The organism is Arthrobacter glycogeni (assembly GCF_054510815.1).
This window is the reverse complement of sequence record NZ_JBTNDV010000002.1, coordinates 35,030-49,891: the sequence shown is the minus strand read 5'-3', so window position 1 is coordinate 49,891 and position 14,862 is coordinate 35,030. Positions and strand designations below refer to the sequence as shown.

12 protein-coding genes are annotated in these 14,862 nt (G+C 64.2%); 6 read left to right on the top strand and 6 right to left on the bottom strand.

Features of this window, described 5'->3' with window-relative positions:
• Positions 1–41: 41 nt before the first annotated feature.
• Complete coding sequence (locus ACX80G_RS02425; RefSeq protein ID WP_459305396.1) at positions 42–1,181, bottom strand: GuaB3 family IMP dehydrogenase-related protein; 1,140 nt, start codon at positions 1,179–1,181, stop codon at positions 42–44.
• A gap of 177 nt (positions 1,182–1,358) precedes the next feature.
• Between ACX80G_RS02425 and ACX80G_RS02420 the strand changes: the two genes are divergently transcribed.
• Together ACX80G_RS02420 and ACX80G_RS02415 are read left to right on the top strand one after the other, a co-directional pair.
• On the top strand, positions 1,359–1,802 hold the full coding sequence (locus ACX80G_RS02420; RefSeq protein WP_459305395.1) for a MarR family winged helix-turn-helix transcriptional regulator: 444 nt from the start codon (positions 1,359–1,361) through the stop codon (positions 1,800–1,802).
• A 73-nt stretch (positions 1,803–1,875) separates the two neighbouring features.
• Positions 1,876–2,154, top strand: coding sequence for a hypothetical protein (locus tag ACX80G_RS02415; RefSeq protein ID WP_459305394.1), 279 nt, complete (start codon positions 1,876–1,878; stop codon positions 2,152–2,154).
• A gap of 66 nt (positions 2,155–2,220) precedes the next feature.
• Here the strand turns inward: ACX80G_RS02415 and guaB are convergent, their stop codons facing one another.
• The 5 genes from guaB to pulA all read right to left on the bottom strand — a co-directional run bounded on the left by guaB (position 2,221) and on the right by pulA (position 9,716).
• Positions 2,221–3,747: an IMP dehydrogenase gene (gene guaB, locus ACX80G_RS02410; RefSeq protein ID WP_459305393.1), complete on the bottom strand. Its 1,527-nt coding sequence runs from the start codon at positions 3,745–3,747 to the stop codon at positions 2,221–2,223.
• Between the two features lie 309 nt (positions 3,748–4,056).
• Positions 4,057–5,664: a chaperonin GroEL gene (gene groL / locus ACX80G_RS02405; RefSeq protein ID WP_459305392.1), complete on the bottom strand. Its 1,608-nt coding sequence runs from the start codon at positions 5,662–5,664 to the stop codon at positions 4,057–4,059.
• A 128-nt stretch (positions 5,665–5,792) separates the two neighbouring features.
• Entirely contained in the window at positions 5,793–6,089 is a 297-nt protein-coding gene (groES, locus tag ACX80G_RS02400; protein ID WP_459305391.1) for a co-chaperone GroES, read from the bottom strand.
• Positions 6,090–6,289: 200 nt separating this feature from the next.
• Positions 6,290–6,472, bottom strand: coding sequence for a hypothetical protein (locus ACX80G_RS02395; protein WP_459305390.1), 183 nt, complete (start codon positions 6,470–6,472; stop codon positions 6,290–6,292).
• A gap of 157 nt (positions 6,473–6,629) precedes the next feature.
• Positions 6,630–9,716: a pullulanase-type alpha-1,6-glucosidase gene (gene pulA, locus ACX80G_RS02390; RefSeq protein ID WP_459305389.1), complete on the bottom strand. Its 3,087-nt coding sequence runs from the start codon at positions 9,714–9,716 to the stop codon at positions 6,630–6,632.
• A gap of 153 nt (positions 9,717–9,869) precedes the next feature.
• On the opposite strand from pulA, the gene ACX80G_RS02385 reads away from it, so the two are divergent.
• From ACX80G_RS02385 to ACX80G_RS02370, 4 genes are all read left to right on the top strand, one after another.
• Positions 9,870–10,913, top strand: a complete 1,044-nt coding sequence (locus tag ACX80G_RS02385; RefSeq protein ID WP_459305388.1) for a LacI family DNA-binding transcriptional regulator — start codon at positions 9,870–9,872, stop codon at positions 10,911–10,913.
• A 356-nt stretch (positions 10,914–11,269) separates the two neighbouring features.
• Entirely contained in the window at positions 11,270–12,928 is a 1,659-nt protein-coding gene (locus ACX80G_RS02380; protein ID WP_459305387.1) for a peptide chain release factor 3, read from the top strand.
• Positions 12,912–14,177, top strand: coding sequence for a class I SAM-dependent methyltransferase (locus ACX80G_RS02375; RefSeq protein ID WP_459305386.1), 1,266 nt, complete (start codon positions 12,912–12,914; stop codon positions 14,175–14,177). The genes ACX80G_RS02380 and ACX80G_RS02375 overlap by 17 nt, the downstream gene beginning before the upstream one ends.
• A gap of 246 nt (positions 14,178–14,423) precedes the next feature.
• Positions 14,424–14,858 (top strand): hypothetical protein, encoded by a 435-nt coding sequence (locus ACX80G_RS02370; RefSeq protein WP_459305385.1) that lies wholly within the window; start codon positions 14,424–14,426, stop codon positions 14,856–14,858.
• Positions 14,859–14,862 lie beyond the last annotated feature (4 nt).

The following is a 14,862-nucleotide window of genomic DNA, read 5'->3' as shown; positions in this document are numbered from 1 at the left end:
TCCTTCGTCGGGTTCGATACTACGTTCCCCCACCTTAGCAATCAGCCGTTGGAAAGGTAGGGGGAAAGGACTACTTCCACCCGCTGAAACTCTTTCAGATCCGAGTAACCGGTGGTGGCCATGGCCCGGCGCAAGGCGCCGATCACATTGGAGGTGCCGTTGGTGTGGTGGGAGGGGCCCCACAGCACCTCCTTGAGCGGACCCACCGTGCCAATATTCACCCGGTCTCCCCGGGGCAGCTCATCGTGGTGGGCTTCCTGCCCCCAGTGCCAGCCCTTACCGGGAGCCTCCTCGGCCCGGGCAAGTGCGGAACCGAGCATGACGGCGTCGGCTCCCATGGCGATGGCTTTGACGATGTCGCCGCTGGCGCCCATTCCGCCGTCGGCAATCACATGCACGTAGCGGCCGCCCGATTCGTCCATGTAGTCACGTCGGGCTGCTGCCACGTCGGAGATGGCGGAGGCGAGGGGCGAATGAATGCCCAGGGCGCGGCGCGTCGTCGTCGTCGCTCCCCCGCCGAATCCGACCAACACCCCGGCGGCACCGGTGCGCATCAGGTGGAGCGCGGGGGTGTACCCGGCGGCCCCGCCGACAATGACTGGGACATCGAGTTCGTAGATGAACTGTTTGAGGTTCAACGGCTGATCGTTTTTGGAGACGTGCTCGGCCGAGACCGTGGTGCCGCGGATCACGAAGATGTCGACTCCCGCGGCTAGCACGGTCTTGTAGAACTCCTGGGTGCGCTGCGGTGTCAGCGACCCTGCCACAGTGACGCCCGCCTCCCGGATTTCGGCGAGTCTGCTGGTGATCAGTCCCTCCTGAATGGGGGCGCTGTAGATTTCCTGCATCCGGCGGGTAGCAGCCGGACTGAAGTTTTCGGTGCTGAGACCCGCAATCTCGTCCAGCACAGGCTGCGGGTCCTCATACCTGGTCCACAGTCCCTCAAGGTTGAGGACCCCGAGACCGCCGAGGCGGCCCATGGCAATGGCGGTCGCCGGCGACATGGCGGAGTCCATTGGCGCCGCGATGACTGGCATCTCGAACTGGTACGCGTCAATCTGCCACTGCACCGACACGTCATACGGGTCGCGGGTGCGGCGGGACGGGACCACCGCCACATCGTCGAGCGAATATGCCCGCCGTCCGCGCTTGCCTCGGCCAATTTCTATCTCGTTAGTCACTCCTCAAGGCTATCCCAGGGCGGCATGCAAAGAGTCCCTTAGTTCCGGTAAGCGCCCTGAAGGTGATAAGCGTGCTTTCCTTTTTGGCCCCAAGGGGACTAGGGTTGATGGCGTCCGGGACACAGGAGCTGGCACGGTCCCGGTCCATCGATCTCCACCACCAAAGGAAGTGTCGACATGCAGGATCTGGAGCAGTGGCCCACCGGAAGGTTGTTGACCACCGCGGCACGCTTAGTCGACCACGCCTGGAACGCGGGCCTGGTAGATCTCGGCCTCACCCACGCTGGCTACACCGCGTTACGCGTGCTGGAAGATCACGGTCCGATCAACCAGACACGGCTTGCCCAACTGATCCGCGTCCAGAACCAGACCATGGGCAAAACTATTGAGAAGCTCCAGACGACTGGGTATGTCCACCGGGTGCGGGGAGAGCTGGATCAGCGAATCCAGCTGGTCTCGGTGTCCGATGCTGGCAAGAACGCTCTGGCCAGCGCGCAGACGATCGAGCAATCGCTGATCCTCGGCGGCGGGCTTCTGTCAGAAACCCTGCGCGCTGAACTACGGAATTTGATTGAAGAGCTGGGCGCCGGACGCAATAGCGGACATCGGACCGCTGGCTGACTACAGCTCGCCTTTCAACGTAGACTGCCCTGTGCGAGAGAGTTTCGAACACAATTGTCGAAAGGTACGGGCGATGGGCGATAAGAGCAGGCTTTCACCGGAGCAGTCATTTCCGGCAGACTTGGCACCCCTGGAGGACAGCCAGGTGGAGATTCTCAACAGCAAGGTCAACCGCCAGCTGGATCTCGAGTACATCGAGGACCAGGAGGTTGATCCCGAAACCGAATCCCGCTATGAGGAGCTCAAGGCTGAACTCGACTACCGGGCGGGCGAGGACAGCCAGCCACCGGTCGACGGACGGGACGCCCTCAAGTCATCGGCTCAGGAGCCGAAGGACAAGGCCTCGGCCTAAGTCCCCCGAGCCCGGCCCGGCGACCGGGCCGGGCAGGCCGGTCATCGGGAGCCCGCCGCGGGGGTTTTACTTGCTGCCGTAGTTAGGCGCCTCGACGGTCATTTGGATGTCGTGGGGGTGGGATTCCTTCAGACCGGCCGAAGTGATCCGGACAAACTTGCCCTTGGCCTTCAACTCACCGATGGTACGGGCCCCGGTGTAGAACATGGTCTGCCGCAGCCCACCGACCAACTGGTAGGCCACCGATGCCAGCGGACCCCGGTAGGCGACCCGACCCTCGACGCCCTCGGGAATCAGCTTGTCGTCGCCGATGACGTCCGCCTGGAAGTAGCGGTCCTTGGAGTAGGAGGTGTTCTTGCCCCGGGTCTGCATGGCGCCCAGCGATCCCATGCCGCGATAGGTTTTGTATTGCTTGCCGTTGACGAAGATCAATTCGCCAGGGGCTTCCGCGGAGCCGGCGAGGAGAGAACCCAGCATGACGGTGTCGGCTCCAGCGACCAGCGCTTTGCCGATGTCACCCGAGTACTGGAGGCCGCCGTCGGCGATTACCGGGACGCCGGCAGGGATTGCGGCTTTGGCCGACTCGTAGATGGCGGTGACCTGTGGCACTCCGACACCTGCAACGACGCGGGTGGTACAGATGGATCCTGGTCCAACGCCCACCTTGATCCCGTCGGCGCCGGCGTCGATCAGCGCCTGTGCGCCCTCACGGGTCGCTGCCTGGCCGCCAATGATGTCGACGTGGGCGAGTGATCGTTCGGCTTTGAGCCGGGCCACCATGTCGAGGACGCCGGCGCTGTGGCCGTTGGCCGTGTCGACGAAGAGTGCGTCGACGCCGGCATCGACCAGGGCCATCGCGCGCTCCCAGCCGTCGCCGAAGAAGCCAATCGCCGCTCCGACCCGCAGGCGGCCTTCGTCGTCCTTGGTGGACAGGGGATACTGCTCGGCTTTTGTAAAGTCCTTGACCGTTATGAGGCCGCGGAGGACGCCGTCGGTGTCCACCAATGGAAGCTTCTCAATCTTGTTTTTGGCCAGTAGACCGATCGCGTCCTCGCCGCTGATCCCCACCTGCCCGGTGATGAGCGGCATGGGGGTCATGACGGCGCGGACCAGCCGGTGTGGCCATTCGTGTTCGGAGACGAACCGGGTGTCCCGGTTCGTGACGATCCCCAGCAGCCGGCCGTCGTCGTCAATCACTGGCAGACCGGAGACCCGGTAGTGTCCGCATAGCTCGTCGAGTTCGGCCAGGGTGGCGTCGGGGCCGATGGTGACCGGGTGGGTGATCATGCCGGATTCGCTGCGCTTGACCCGGTCCACCTGCTCGGCCTGATCCTGGATGGAGAGGTTGCGGTGGATGACGCCGAGGCCGCCCTGCCTGGCCATCGCGACGGCCATTCGGGCTTCGGTGACCGTGTCCATGGCGGAGGACAATAAGGGTGTCTGGACGGTGATGCGCTTGGAAACCCGCGAGCTGGTGTCGGCTTCCGACGGAATCACGTCGGTGAGGCCGGGCAGGAGCAGGACGTCGTCGTACGTCAGCCCAACGAATCCGAAGGGGTCGTGGGTTTCGTCACGCTGGGACGGATGGCTCACTACGTCGCCTCTTTCTCAGATGGTCTTTCGGCGGCAGCTGGCCGAGGGATGGTCGGACTGCCAGACTCTCATCCTAAAACGATTGCAGGGTGCACCCTATTCCGAGGGCGTGGGGTTGGACACACCCGCGGACCTCAAGGAGCGGACCGCCAAACCTGCTGGGCGAGCCGCGGTACGGTCGAGGACGGACTCACCCGCGGTGGCGCGAGGCAAAACCGGACACCGTCGATATGTTCGCGTATGACAGCACCCCCGGTCCGCGGACCGGGGGTGCTGTCATACGCTAGCCGTACAAGTACCTGTGGAGGACTAGTGGCTGTGACCCTCGTTGTCGTCGGCCTCGGGCTTCTCGACCACCAGTGTTTCGGTGGTGAGAATTAGAGCCGCGATGGACGCCGCGTTCCGCAGGGCGGAGCGGGTGACCTTGACGGGGTCGATGATCCCGGCGTCGACCAGGTTCTCGTACTCGCCGGTGAGGGCGTTGAAGCCGTGTCCTGGCTCAAGCTCCTCCACCCGGTGCACCACGACGTAGCCTTCGTGGCCAGCATTCTCGGCGATCCAGCGCAGTGGCTGGGCCAATGCGCGGCGGACCAGGTTGATCGCAGTTGCCGCATCGCCCTCGAGGGCGAGGACTGATGCGTCGGTGTCCAGTGCCTTGGAGGCGTGGATCAGCGCGGCGCCGCCACCGGCGACGATGCCCTCGTCGAGAGCGGCACGTGTCGCTGACACGGCGTCCTCGATCCGGTGCTTCTTTTCCTTGAGCTCAACCTCAGTGGCTGCGCCCACCTTGATGACTCCGATGCCGCCGGCCAGCTTGGCCAGGCGTTCCTGAAGTTTCTCGCGGTCCCAATCAGAATCGGTGCGCTCAACTTCGGCACGGATCTGGGCCACGCGGTCGGCAACATCGGACTCGCTGCCGATGCCGTCAACAATGGTGGTGGTGTCCTTCGTGACGGTGATCCGGCGTGCCGAACCCAGCACCTCAAGACCCACCTGGTCCAGCTTGAGGCCGAGATCAGGAGAAACTACCTGAGCACCGGTCAGCGTGGCGATGTCCTGCAGCATGGCCTTGCGGCGGTCGCCGAAGCCCGGCGCCTTGACGGCGACGACGTTCAGCGTGCCGCGGATCTTGTTCACCACGAGGGTGGAGAGCGCCTCGCCGTCGATGTCCTCGGCGATGATGAACAGTGGCTTGCCCGCCTGCAGCGCCTTCTCCAGCAGCGGGAGGAATTCCTGCAGCGAGGAGATCTTGCCGGAGTTGATCAGGATCAGGGCGTCTTCAAGCACTGCTTCCTGGCGCTCGGCGTCGGTGATGAAGTAGGGGCTGAGGAAGCCCTTGTCGAACTGCATGCCCTCCGTGAGGACCAGTTCGGTCTGCGTGCTGGAGGACTCTTCGATGGTGATGACGCCATCCTTGCCGACCTTCTCGAAGGCTTCAGCGATGAGCTCGCCGACCTCCGAGCTCTGGGCTGAGATGGAAGCAACGCTGGCGGTCTGCTGACCGACAACTTCGCGGGCGTTCTCCAGCAGGCGGGCTGCTACTGCCTCGATGGCGACCTCGATGCCGCGCTTGAGCTGCGAAGGGGCAGCACCTGCGGCGACGTTCCGGAGACCCTCGGACACCAGGGCCTGCGCCAGGACAGTGGCGGTGGTGGTGCCGTCACCGGCAATGTCGTTGGTCTTGGTGGCAACTTCCTTGGCGAACTGCGCCCCCAGGTTCTCGAACGGGTCGTCCAGTTCGATCTCACGGGCGATGGTCACGCCGTCGTTGGTGATCGTGGGGGCGCCCCACTTTTTGTCCAGCACGACGTTGCGGCCGCGGGGGCCGAGCGTCACCTTGACGGTGTCAGCTAGCTTGTTGACTCCCGCTTCCAGTGCGCGGCGTGCAGCGTCATCAAACTTCAACTGCTTTGCCATGATGTGGTTCCTCTTCCATTGTGCAAATCCTGCATGTGCAATACCTGGTACAGCCGGTGGTCTTGGGTGGGTCTTCACGCACCGACAAGAGAACCCCGGCCTGTGCGGCCGGGGTTCTCTTGGGGAAACTACTTAACGACGATCGCCAGCACGTCGCGGGCGGAGAGTACGAGGTACTCCTCGCCGGCATGCTTGACTTCGGTTCCGCCGTACTTGGAGTAAATGACGATGTCGCCTTCGGCTACATCGACAGGTACGCGGTTTCCGTTGTCGTCAACACGGCCCGGGCCCACTGCAACAACTTCGCCCTCCTGGGGCTTTTCCTTGGCAGTATCCGGGATCACCAGACCCGAGGCAGTGGTCTGCTCGGCTTCCAGTGGGCGAACAACAATACGATCCTCAAGAGGCTTAATAGAGACCGACACTCGGACCTCTCCTTCGCTTGGGTGACAAATGGAATCAAGGCCTTCGGTTAGCGCTGACCGTCGTCGCGGTGCCGGCTCACGCTTCCTGAAGGAATTAGCACCCTCATGGTGAGAGTGCCAAGTCTGACCTTATGCATTGGTTAGCACTCGGTCAAGGCGAGTGCTAGATTGCGCTCGCAGCACAGCTTGCTCTTGCACCGTTACCTAGGGTTCACGTCGCGGATGATCGCCGCCCGGCCCAGCCCTGCGGCTATTCCGACAACGACGGCTAGAATCGCCGGGAGCGCAGCGCCCGTCCCGGGTAGCAGCATTGCCGTTGTGGCAGCGGCCAGACCGGCGAACACCAGTGCGAAGGCTGCCACGTGGAGCCACTGGTTGGGCACCTGCTTCGGCCGCCGTCGAGCCCTGGCTTGTCTCCATACCGCTGCCGCAGAATGGCGACGTGGTCGGGTCGCCCGTACCGGCGCTGGTCCTCCTGGAAGTCCATGGTCGAACACTATCCCTTCCAGCGTCCCCGCCCGTGAAAACTGCCACTCAAGGTTAAGTTATCGCCTCGAAGACCGCCACCGTCCGCGCAGGGACGGTAAAGACACCGTCTGCATCGGCTGTTGCCTGGCGGATTGTTTCGTCGCTCCCATCGGCTTGCACGGTGTGCAACGTGAATCCCTGGCCTATCGCCGCAGGGACTTGCTGCACAGCGCTTTCGTCGGAGGCGTTGAATACCACCACGATGCCAGTGCGCTCGGGATCGAGGTCCGGACCGGCGGTGTCGTCGAGGTGCATCACGATCACCCCGGGTGCCTGATCTGGGCCGGTTCCGGGAAAGGAGAGCTTCTGCTGGACAAGATCCGCCGTACCCAGGCTGAAGAGAGGGCTGCTCTGGCGGATGCGCAGCAGTTCCTGTGCCTGTGTGCGAGCCAATTCGATGTCAGCGGGTGAGGGCTTGAGGGTCGGATCGGCGAGCAGCGGCCGCATGAAGTCATACTTGTCCTCATTGTCGGTGCGCGGAGGCAGCCCGCGTCCGAAACCGTTGTCCGTACCCGTGTGATCCAGGACGTTGAACCAGTCGCCGGAGTCGTAGCTGTTGCGGTCCAGGGACTTGCTCCTTAGCGCCTCTCCTCCTGCATGCCAGAAGGACACCCCCTGTCCCAGCGCTGTTGTCGAAAGGGCCAACGTTTGCATCCGGACCCGATCAGCCATGGGCGTGTCGACCGGCATCTTGAAGGCGAGGGCATCGAAGAGGGTCTCGTTGTCGTGTGCCTCCACGTAGGTGATGGCTTCCTGCGGGTCGGCGGTATATCCAGTGGGAGAGCCGTTGTAGTCGATGTCTGCCCCAGTGACCTCATCGCCGAACCGGTCAGTAAAGGAATAGTCCTTGAGGTTGCCAGTTAGGCCCACCCGGATCTGGTCCTGAGACTGGAGCAGTCGTGCGCGTTGTTCCTCCTCGGTCCCGTTCACCTCGATGCCATTCGGGTCGGTCAGCAGCCCCGACGCAAAGCCTTGGACCCGTGGATCCTCGTCAAACGGACCTCCACCTCGCACCGCGTCACGGAGACGGTCGTTGAAGGTTCCGATGCCGGTACCGGCCATGTTGGCCTGCGTGGCCTGCTCGAAGCGGGCGTTATCTGCGACCTCCCCGAAGTTCCAGCCCTCGCCGTAGAGGTAGATCGACTTACCGTCGATACCGTCGCGTTTAAGAGTCAGTTTATCCAGCGCCGCGCGGACGTCGAGGAGGTTCTGCTTCGAATGGTGCCCCATCAGGTCGAATCGGAATCCGTCCAGCTTGTAGGTCCGTGCGAGCGTCACGATGGAGTCGATCATCAGCTTGCCCATCATGGTGTTTTCGGTTGCCGTGTTGGGGCAGCAGGTCGAGGTTTCGACGGCGCCCGACTCAGGATTGAGTCGGTGGTAGTAGCCCGGAACGATGCGATCGAGATTGTTCGTTGCCGCTTGGCCCGCGCCAGCCGTGTGGTTGTAGACAACGTCCTGGACGACACGCAGTCCGGATTCGTTGAGCGAGGCGACCATGCCGCGAAACTCGCGGATGCGAGTAGCATCCTCGGGATTTGTTGAGTAGGAGCCCTCCGGCGTCGTGTAGTGCAGCGGGTCGTAGCCCCAGTTGAAACCGTCCTGCCCGGCGACCGCCGAGACGCACTCCTGCTGCTCCGTGCTGTCCGGTGCGTAGGACACGAGGTCACACGCGGGTTCGGCCTGCAAAGACCTGTCCTCTTCGACGGTGCCGATGTCGTTAACGGGCAGAAGGTGAACAGCGTTCAGCCCGCTGTTGGCGAGCTCGGAGAGGTTCTTCATGCCGTCGCTGTCCTGTCGTGAGAAGGCAGCATAGGTTCCGCGCTCAGCCTCGGGCACGGTGGTGTCGCCAATTGAGAAGTCCCGTACGTGGAGTTCATAGACGCTCAACTGCTCGGGGCGCTCAAGGACGGGCTTCGCGAGCCGGTTCCAGTCAGCTGGTAGGAGGGCCGGATCCGCGAGGTCAACGAAGAGGGACCGCTCCGAGTTCGTGGACAGGCCCACGCTGTAGGGGTCGGTCACCAGGTTGTGCTCGACGGTGCCGGTTTCGGGCACGAAGACCTCGACGTCGTACAGGTAGTACGCGTCCTTCCAGTCCTTTTCACCCCTGACGCTCCAGATGCCGTTCTTGTCCTGCCGGAGGGCGCGAGTGGCGATGGGATCCCCGCCCGAGCCCTCGCGGAAGACCTGCACTGAGACGCTGCGCGCTGTCGGCGCCCAGAGATCGAGTTGCGGCTTCGTACCCTTCCAGGTGAGCCCGAGCTCTTTGCGGGAGGCGCCCGAATAGAGGTCATCGAGCACGCCGGGTACCTGGACACCGGTGACCGCCAGCACGGTGCCGTCGGGCGACACCGCCGCCAGGAGCAGCTGCCCTTTCAGCAGGTTGCCTGCGTTCCGGGCATCCTTCCGGCCGAGCTTGAAAGTGTCGAGATCCCTCAGGTGCGGATACCGGGCCGCGAGATCGGCCGGCAATGCGTCGCCACTGCGCTCAACCGCGAGGTACGCCCCGCCCGTGACGCCATCGTCCTCGACGGCGAGGCCGCCGTCGGGCGCCGTGTACAGCCTGTACTGCGTCTCGGCGGGCAGATCAACATCCCAGACGAGGGTGTCCTCGGCGAGCCAGTGGCTGGCCATCCCGGCCGTGGGTGCCTGCGGTACGTCGCTGGAGATGACATGCGTCCGATGGTCGTAGGTGAAAGTCACCGGCCCACCCGCGGTCTGCACGGCTAAGTTTGCGCCACCAGCTGCACCGTCGGCACCGTAATTCTCTCCCCAGGAGTCATTCAGCGCCACCTTGTACTCATAGGAGCCGGCGGGAACATCGAAGGTTGCTGCCCAGATATCGGGCGATCCATCCACGGGTACAAGTCGTGTTGCCGCGCATTCGGGCTGCCAGTCGCCAGGACAGCCGAGCTCGGATTGCAGGGAGCCGACGAGCCCGACGGCGCCCGGTACCTCTGTGTGGTCGGCCAGCGCGGGGGCCGACATGAGTGCGGCAAGGAGCGGTGCGGTCAGGATGACGGCGGCTAGTCGGGCTCGGCGCTTCGAGAAGGGCCTGCTGCCTGTCGAGACCGGGCCCGTGGTGTCTGTGGGAATCATGGTAGTCCTTCCCGACCGAGCGTCGCTGCCGGGTCGGACTGAGGAGGGGTGGGTACCTCGATCCTAAAGACGGCTACCCCTGGCCGTCAACGAAATGACGCAACTTTCACGAAAACTTTCTTCCGGATGATGGGTGTGCATTAGATTGGAGCCATGACTTCCGAGACGCATAACATTCGGCCGCGACTGGATGACGTCGCCCGTACCGCCGGCGTCAGCGTCCCCACTGTCTCACGCGTTCTCAATGGGAAGGGTGGCGCCTCCCAGGAAACTCGGCAAGCCGTCCTTACTGCGATGGACAGCCTTGGGTATGAGCGGCCGGTCAGGACGGCCGGGCGCTCGAAAGGGCAGATCGGCGTCGTCGTACCGGACCTCGTGAACCCGATCTTCCCCGCTTTCGCCGGGGCTATTGCTGCCCTGCTGGCACCCAATGACTACATTCCAGCCCTGTGCACCTTGCCGGGCGGCGGCATCACCGAGGATGAGTACGTGGCACTCATGCTCGATCAGGGCGTGAGCGGCATTATCTTCGTGTGTGCGGCACACTCTGACGGCCGAGCGGGAGTGGAGCGCTATCGGCGGTTGCGTGGTCGTGTTCCTTTCGTACTGGTGAACGGAGCCCGGCCGGAGATCGATGCGCCGTCTGTCTCAAACGACGATGCCACGGCCATCCGGACCGCGGTCGGTCACCTCGTGGCGCAGGGCCATCAACGCATCGGCTTCGCGACCGGATCCGACCGTTTCATCCCGAGCCGCCGCAAGATGGACGGGTTCCGCTCCGGGCTCGTCGACTTCCTCGGCGAGGACGACACGGACTCGCATGTGGCCTCCAGCATGTTCACCATCGAGGGCGGACAGAGTGCGGTGAACGAACTCATCGACAGCGGTCATACGGGCATCGTGTGTGCCTCGGACGTCATGGCCCTCGGAGCTATGCGGGCCGCACAGACGCGTGGGCTTCACGTACCCGAGGACATCTCGGTGATCGGATTCGATGACTCGCCGCTCATGGCTTTCACTAACCCACCGCTGACTACCCTGCGGCAAAATGTCGCCGCAATGGCAGAGGCCGCCGTCCATGCACTGGTTACTGAACTCGCCGGTGACCGGGTCACACGCACAGACATGCTGTTTCAGGCCGATCTCATCGTGCGCGGCTCCACCGGCGCAGGGCCCGCCGTCCGCAGGACCTCCTAGCCCGAACTCCAGAGTGGAGCCTTCCGTTCCGGCCCGCGCCTACTGCGTACTTGCGGCACCACTCAGGCCGCCGCGGATGCGCCCAGCCTCCGCCGAACCCGAAGAAGTGCCTTTCGTCGTCCACGGCACCGTGGCGTTGCATTCGTCCCGGGCCAACACCTGGATCGGGTGAGCCTGCGGGGCGACACCGGGCAACCCCACAGTCCGTGGTTTCAGCCTCGTCACTCCCTCCTGCTCACCGAAGGCCTAGTCTCACTGGGCATGACCGTGCATGCCCACTGAAAGCTGCCTCCTGCGGAGCAGCCGCGCTTCGACGCCGTGAGACTCCGCCCGTTAGACTGGGTAGCTGGCCATCAATGGCCCTCCCGTCATCTTTCGAAAGCAGTTTCGTGACCCAGCAGGTACAGGCTTCCACCCGGAGCCACAGCGGCATCGTCCAGGAGGCCTCCCGACGTCGGACGTTTGCCGTCATCTCTCACCCCGACGCCGGTAAGTCGACGCTGACCGAGGCGCTCGCCCTGCACGCCCGGGTGATTGGGACGGCTGGCGCCACCAATGGCAAGGAGAACCGCCGGGAAACTGTCTCCGACTGGATGCAGATGGAAAAGGACCGCGGCATTTCCATCAGTTCCACGGCGTTGCAGTTTTCCTACCGCGACACCGTGATCAACCTGCTGGACACTCCTGGCCACTCGGACTTCTCCGAGGACACCTACCGTGTGCTCGCCGCAGTGGACTGCGCGGTGATGCTGATCGACGCCGCCAAGGGCCTGGAAACCCAGACCATGAAACTGTTCGAGGTCTGCCGGCAGCGCAACATCCCGATCATTACCGTGATCAACAAGTGGGATCGGCCGGGCTTGGATACCCTCGCACTGATGGATGAGATCACCGAACGTACCGGGCTGATCCCCATGCCCCTGACGTGGGCCGTCGGCATTGCCGGGGATTTCCGCGGTGTCTGGGACCTGCAGCGTGATGAATTTGTCCGGTTTACCCGCAAGAACGCTGGCGCCTCCCTTGCCATTGAGGAGCACCTCACGCCCGCCGAGGCACTGGCCGAGGAAGGCGAGGCCTGGACCGACGCGCTGGATGAAGCGTCACTGGTGATCGAATCGAACCAGCCGTTTGACAAAGAAAGTTTCCACGCCGGAACCGGCACCCCCGTCCTGTTCTCGTCGGCCGTCCTGAACTTCGGTGTCCAGCACATCCTCGATACCCTGGTCGATCTGGCGCCCGCCGCTGCGCCCCGGAAGGACATCAATGGAGACGCCCGCCCCGTGGATGCACCGTTCTCCGGCTTCGTCTTCAAGGTGCAGGCAGGAATGAACCGTGCCCACCGCGACCATGTTGCGTTCATCAGGGTGTGCTCGGGCGTCTTCGAGCGCGGCATGGTGGTCACCCACGCCAACTCGGGCAAAACCTTCGCCACGAAGTACGCCCAGCAGCTGTTCGGCCGCGAACGGGAGGTAATCGACGAAGCCTGGCCGGGCGACGTCGTCGGGCTGGTCAATGCGTCGGCCCTGCGGATGGGTGACAGCCTCTACGTCGAGGAGCCGGTGGAGTTTCCCCCGATCCCGCTCTTCAGCCCCGAGCACTTCCGGGTGGCCCGGTCCAAGGACCCCAGCCGGTTCAAGCAGTTCCGGCGTGGGATCGAGCAGCTCGGCCATGAGGGCATCATCCAGGTGCTCCGTTCGGACCTCCGCGGCGATCAGGCACCGGTGCTGGCCGCCGTGGGCCCTATGCAGTTTGAGGTGGTCGCGGACCGGATGGAGCACGATTTCAGCGCCCCCATGCGGATGGAGCCCCTGCAGTACTCGCTGGCACGCCTCACCACCCACGACGCGCAAACGGCCCTGAGCGCGATCCGCGGCACCGAGGTGCTGATCCGGTCCGACGGCGAGTACCTCGCCCTGTTCAACGACATCTGGGCGCTCCGCCGGGTAGAGAAAAACTCCCCGGAGATCACCCTGAGCACAATCGGCACGGACGCCGGGGATGCCCGGGGCTACTGAGATGGCCGGCCCGGCTGCCTCCGCTGGCCCGGACCTGATTGCGGCCCTGCTGACACCCGCCGGCTGGGATCTCCTCAATTCGCTGGAGCCCTACAACGAGGCAGACTCCCTCCGGCTCGGTACCGCCCTGCGGCGGGCGGGGCACGATCCCGTGGTCATCTCTGCCGCGCTCACCCAGTCCCGGCTTCGTGCCAAGGCGGAGGCAAAGTTTGGGCCGTTCGCCGCCCGCATGCTGTTCACTGCCGCCGGTCTGGAGCAGGCCACCCGCCTGGGGGTGGCGGCCCGTCACGCCGAACGGTATGTCACCGCCGACCTGACGCGGGTCGCAGACCTGGGCTGCGGGATCGGCGCGGACGCGATCGCGCTGGCGAGCCTGGACCGCGAGGTGACAGCCGTGGAGATTGACGAGACCACCGCTGCTGCCGCCACCATGAATCTGATGCCCTGGCCCAACGCCACGGTGGTGGGCGGCGACGCTGAATCCTTCGACCTCACCGGGTACGACGGCGTTTGGCTGGATCCAGCCCGCCGGACCACCTCCAGTTCGGGCACCACCCGGCTCTTCGACCCCGAGGCATTCTCCCCTCCCCTGTCGTTTGTCGAGAGGCTCGCGGATAGCGGCACCCCGGTCGGCGTGAAGCTTGGGCCGGGGATCCCGCACGCCGCCGTGCCGGCCAGCTGCGAGGCGCAGTGGGTCTCGGTGGACGGCGACGTCACCGAGGTGACTCTCTGGTTCAACTCCCTCAAACGGCCCGACGTGCGCCGTTCCGCGCTGGTGATCAGCTCCCACGGGGCCGCCGAGCTCACCAGTGCAGTAAATTTTGGCGACGAGATCCACCCTCCGGTCGGCGCACCGGAGGGTTTCCTGTACGAACCGGATGGTGCGGTGATCCGCGCGGGGCTAGTGGCCGACGTCGTACACCAGTTGGGAGGGCATCTGCTGGATCCGCGGATCGCCTACATTTGCGCGCCGCAGTTGCAGGACACCCCGTTTGCCCGCGCCTACAAGGTGGTCGGCGTGATGCCGTACAACGTCAAGGCCCTGAAAACCTGGGTGCGCGAGAACGGGATCGGCGTGCTGGATATTAAGAAGCGCGGGACGTCGGTCACGCCGGAGGAGCTGCGCCGGCAACTGCTGGCGGGTTCGGGCAAAACCAGGAAAACCCCGGGAAAGAAGAAGGCCACGCTGGTGCTGACCCGGATCGGCGAGGACCGGGTGGCGATCGTCGTCGAGCCGGTGAGCGGCTAGTACGCCCCTTTCGCCGTTTTGGTGAGGCCCGCCTACCGGGTGTCGCGCGTCGTCGTCCCTACCGGGTGTCGCGCGTCGTCGTCCTCGTTTTGGTGAGGAACCTGGGTATCCGTGGGCAATATGTCCCACCCGAATGTCGAGGCTGACCCCTCCGGTCCAGGTTGCTCACCAAAACAGGCGGTATTCGGGAGCAACTGGCGCGCCATTCCACCAAAAAGTGTCGGTGCCGGATGGAATAGTCAGGCCATGGAAACGAACACTCCCCGTATCGCTATCATCTTGCGAACCTTCCGTGAGGACGTCAGTATGGGCCGGAGCCACTACGTTGGCGCTCGGTACTATCGGGTGATGGCACACCTGTGTGGTTACCTTGAGACGGTCGACGCCACCGCGGTGCTGGGCCCCGAATCCGGAACCCTACTCGCGGCCGAGCGCGAAATACACCCCCGCGGAGCCTTTCTCCGGCTATTCACTGCCCATGATCTGGTCCACTGCCTGCCCGGCTTCCTCGCGAGCCCCTGGCTGATGACGGATCCTGCGGATGTGCGCACCCAGATCAGCCTCACCGACCGGCTACTGCGTTGGGTTAGGCGCCGCTATCCGGACGATATGTATTACTGCGAGTGCGGAATCCACGAATGTACCGTGGCGATCGAACGCGCCCGGGCCGAGCGACGCTGACCCC

What these genes read in the sequence shown, in the direction of transcription:
- pulA (WP_459305389.1), bottom strand. Translation starts at nt 9,716, where the DNA reads ATGATTCCCACAGACACCACGGGCCCGGTCTCGACAGGCAGCAGGCCC.
- ACX80G_RS02370 (WP_459305385.1), top strand. Translation starts at nt 14,424, where the DNA reads ATGGAAACGAACACTCCCCGTATCGCTATCATCTTGCGAACCTTCCGT.
- groL (WP_459305392.1), bottom strand. Translation starts at nt 5,664, where the DNA reads ATGGCAAAGCAGTTGAAGTTTGATGACGCTGCACGCCGCGCACTGGAA.
- ACX80G_RS02385 (WP_459305388.1), top strand. Translation starts at nt 9,870, where the DNA reads ATGACTTCCGAGACGCATAACATTCGGCCGCGACTGGATGACGTCGCC.
- ACX80G_RS02380 (WP_459305387.1), top strand. Translation starts at nt 11,270, where the DNA reads ATGGCCCTCCCGTCATCTTTCGAAAGCAGTTTCGTGACCCAGCAGGTA.
- ACX80G_RS02420 (WP_459305395.1), top strand. Translation starts at nt 1,359, where the DNA reads ATGCAGGATCTGGAGCAGTGGCCCACCGGAAGGTTGTTGACCACCGCG.
- ACX80G_RS02415 (WP_459305394.1), top strand. Translation starts at nt 1,876, where the DNA reads ATGGGCGATAAGAGCAGGCTTTCACCGGAGCAGTCATTTCCGGCAGAC.
- ACX80G_RS02375 (WP_459305386.1), top strand. Translation starts at nt 12,912, where the DNA reads ATGCCCGGGGCTACTGAGATGGCCGGCCCGGCTGCCTCCGCTGGCCCG.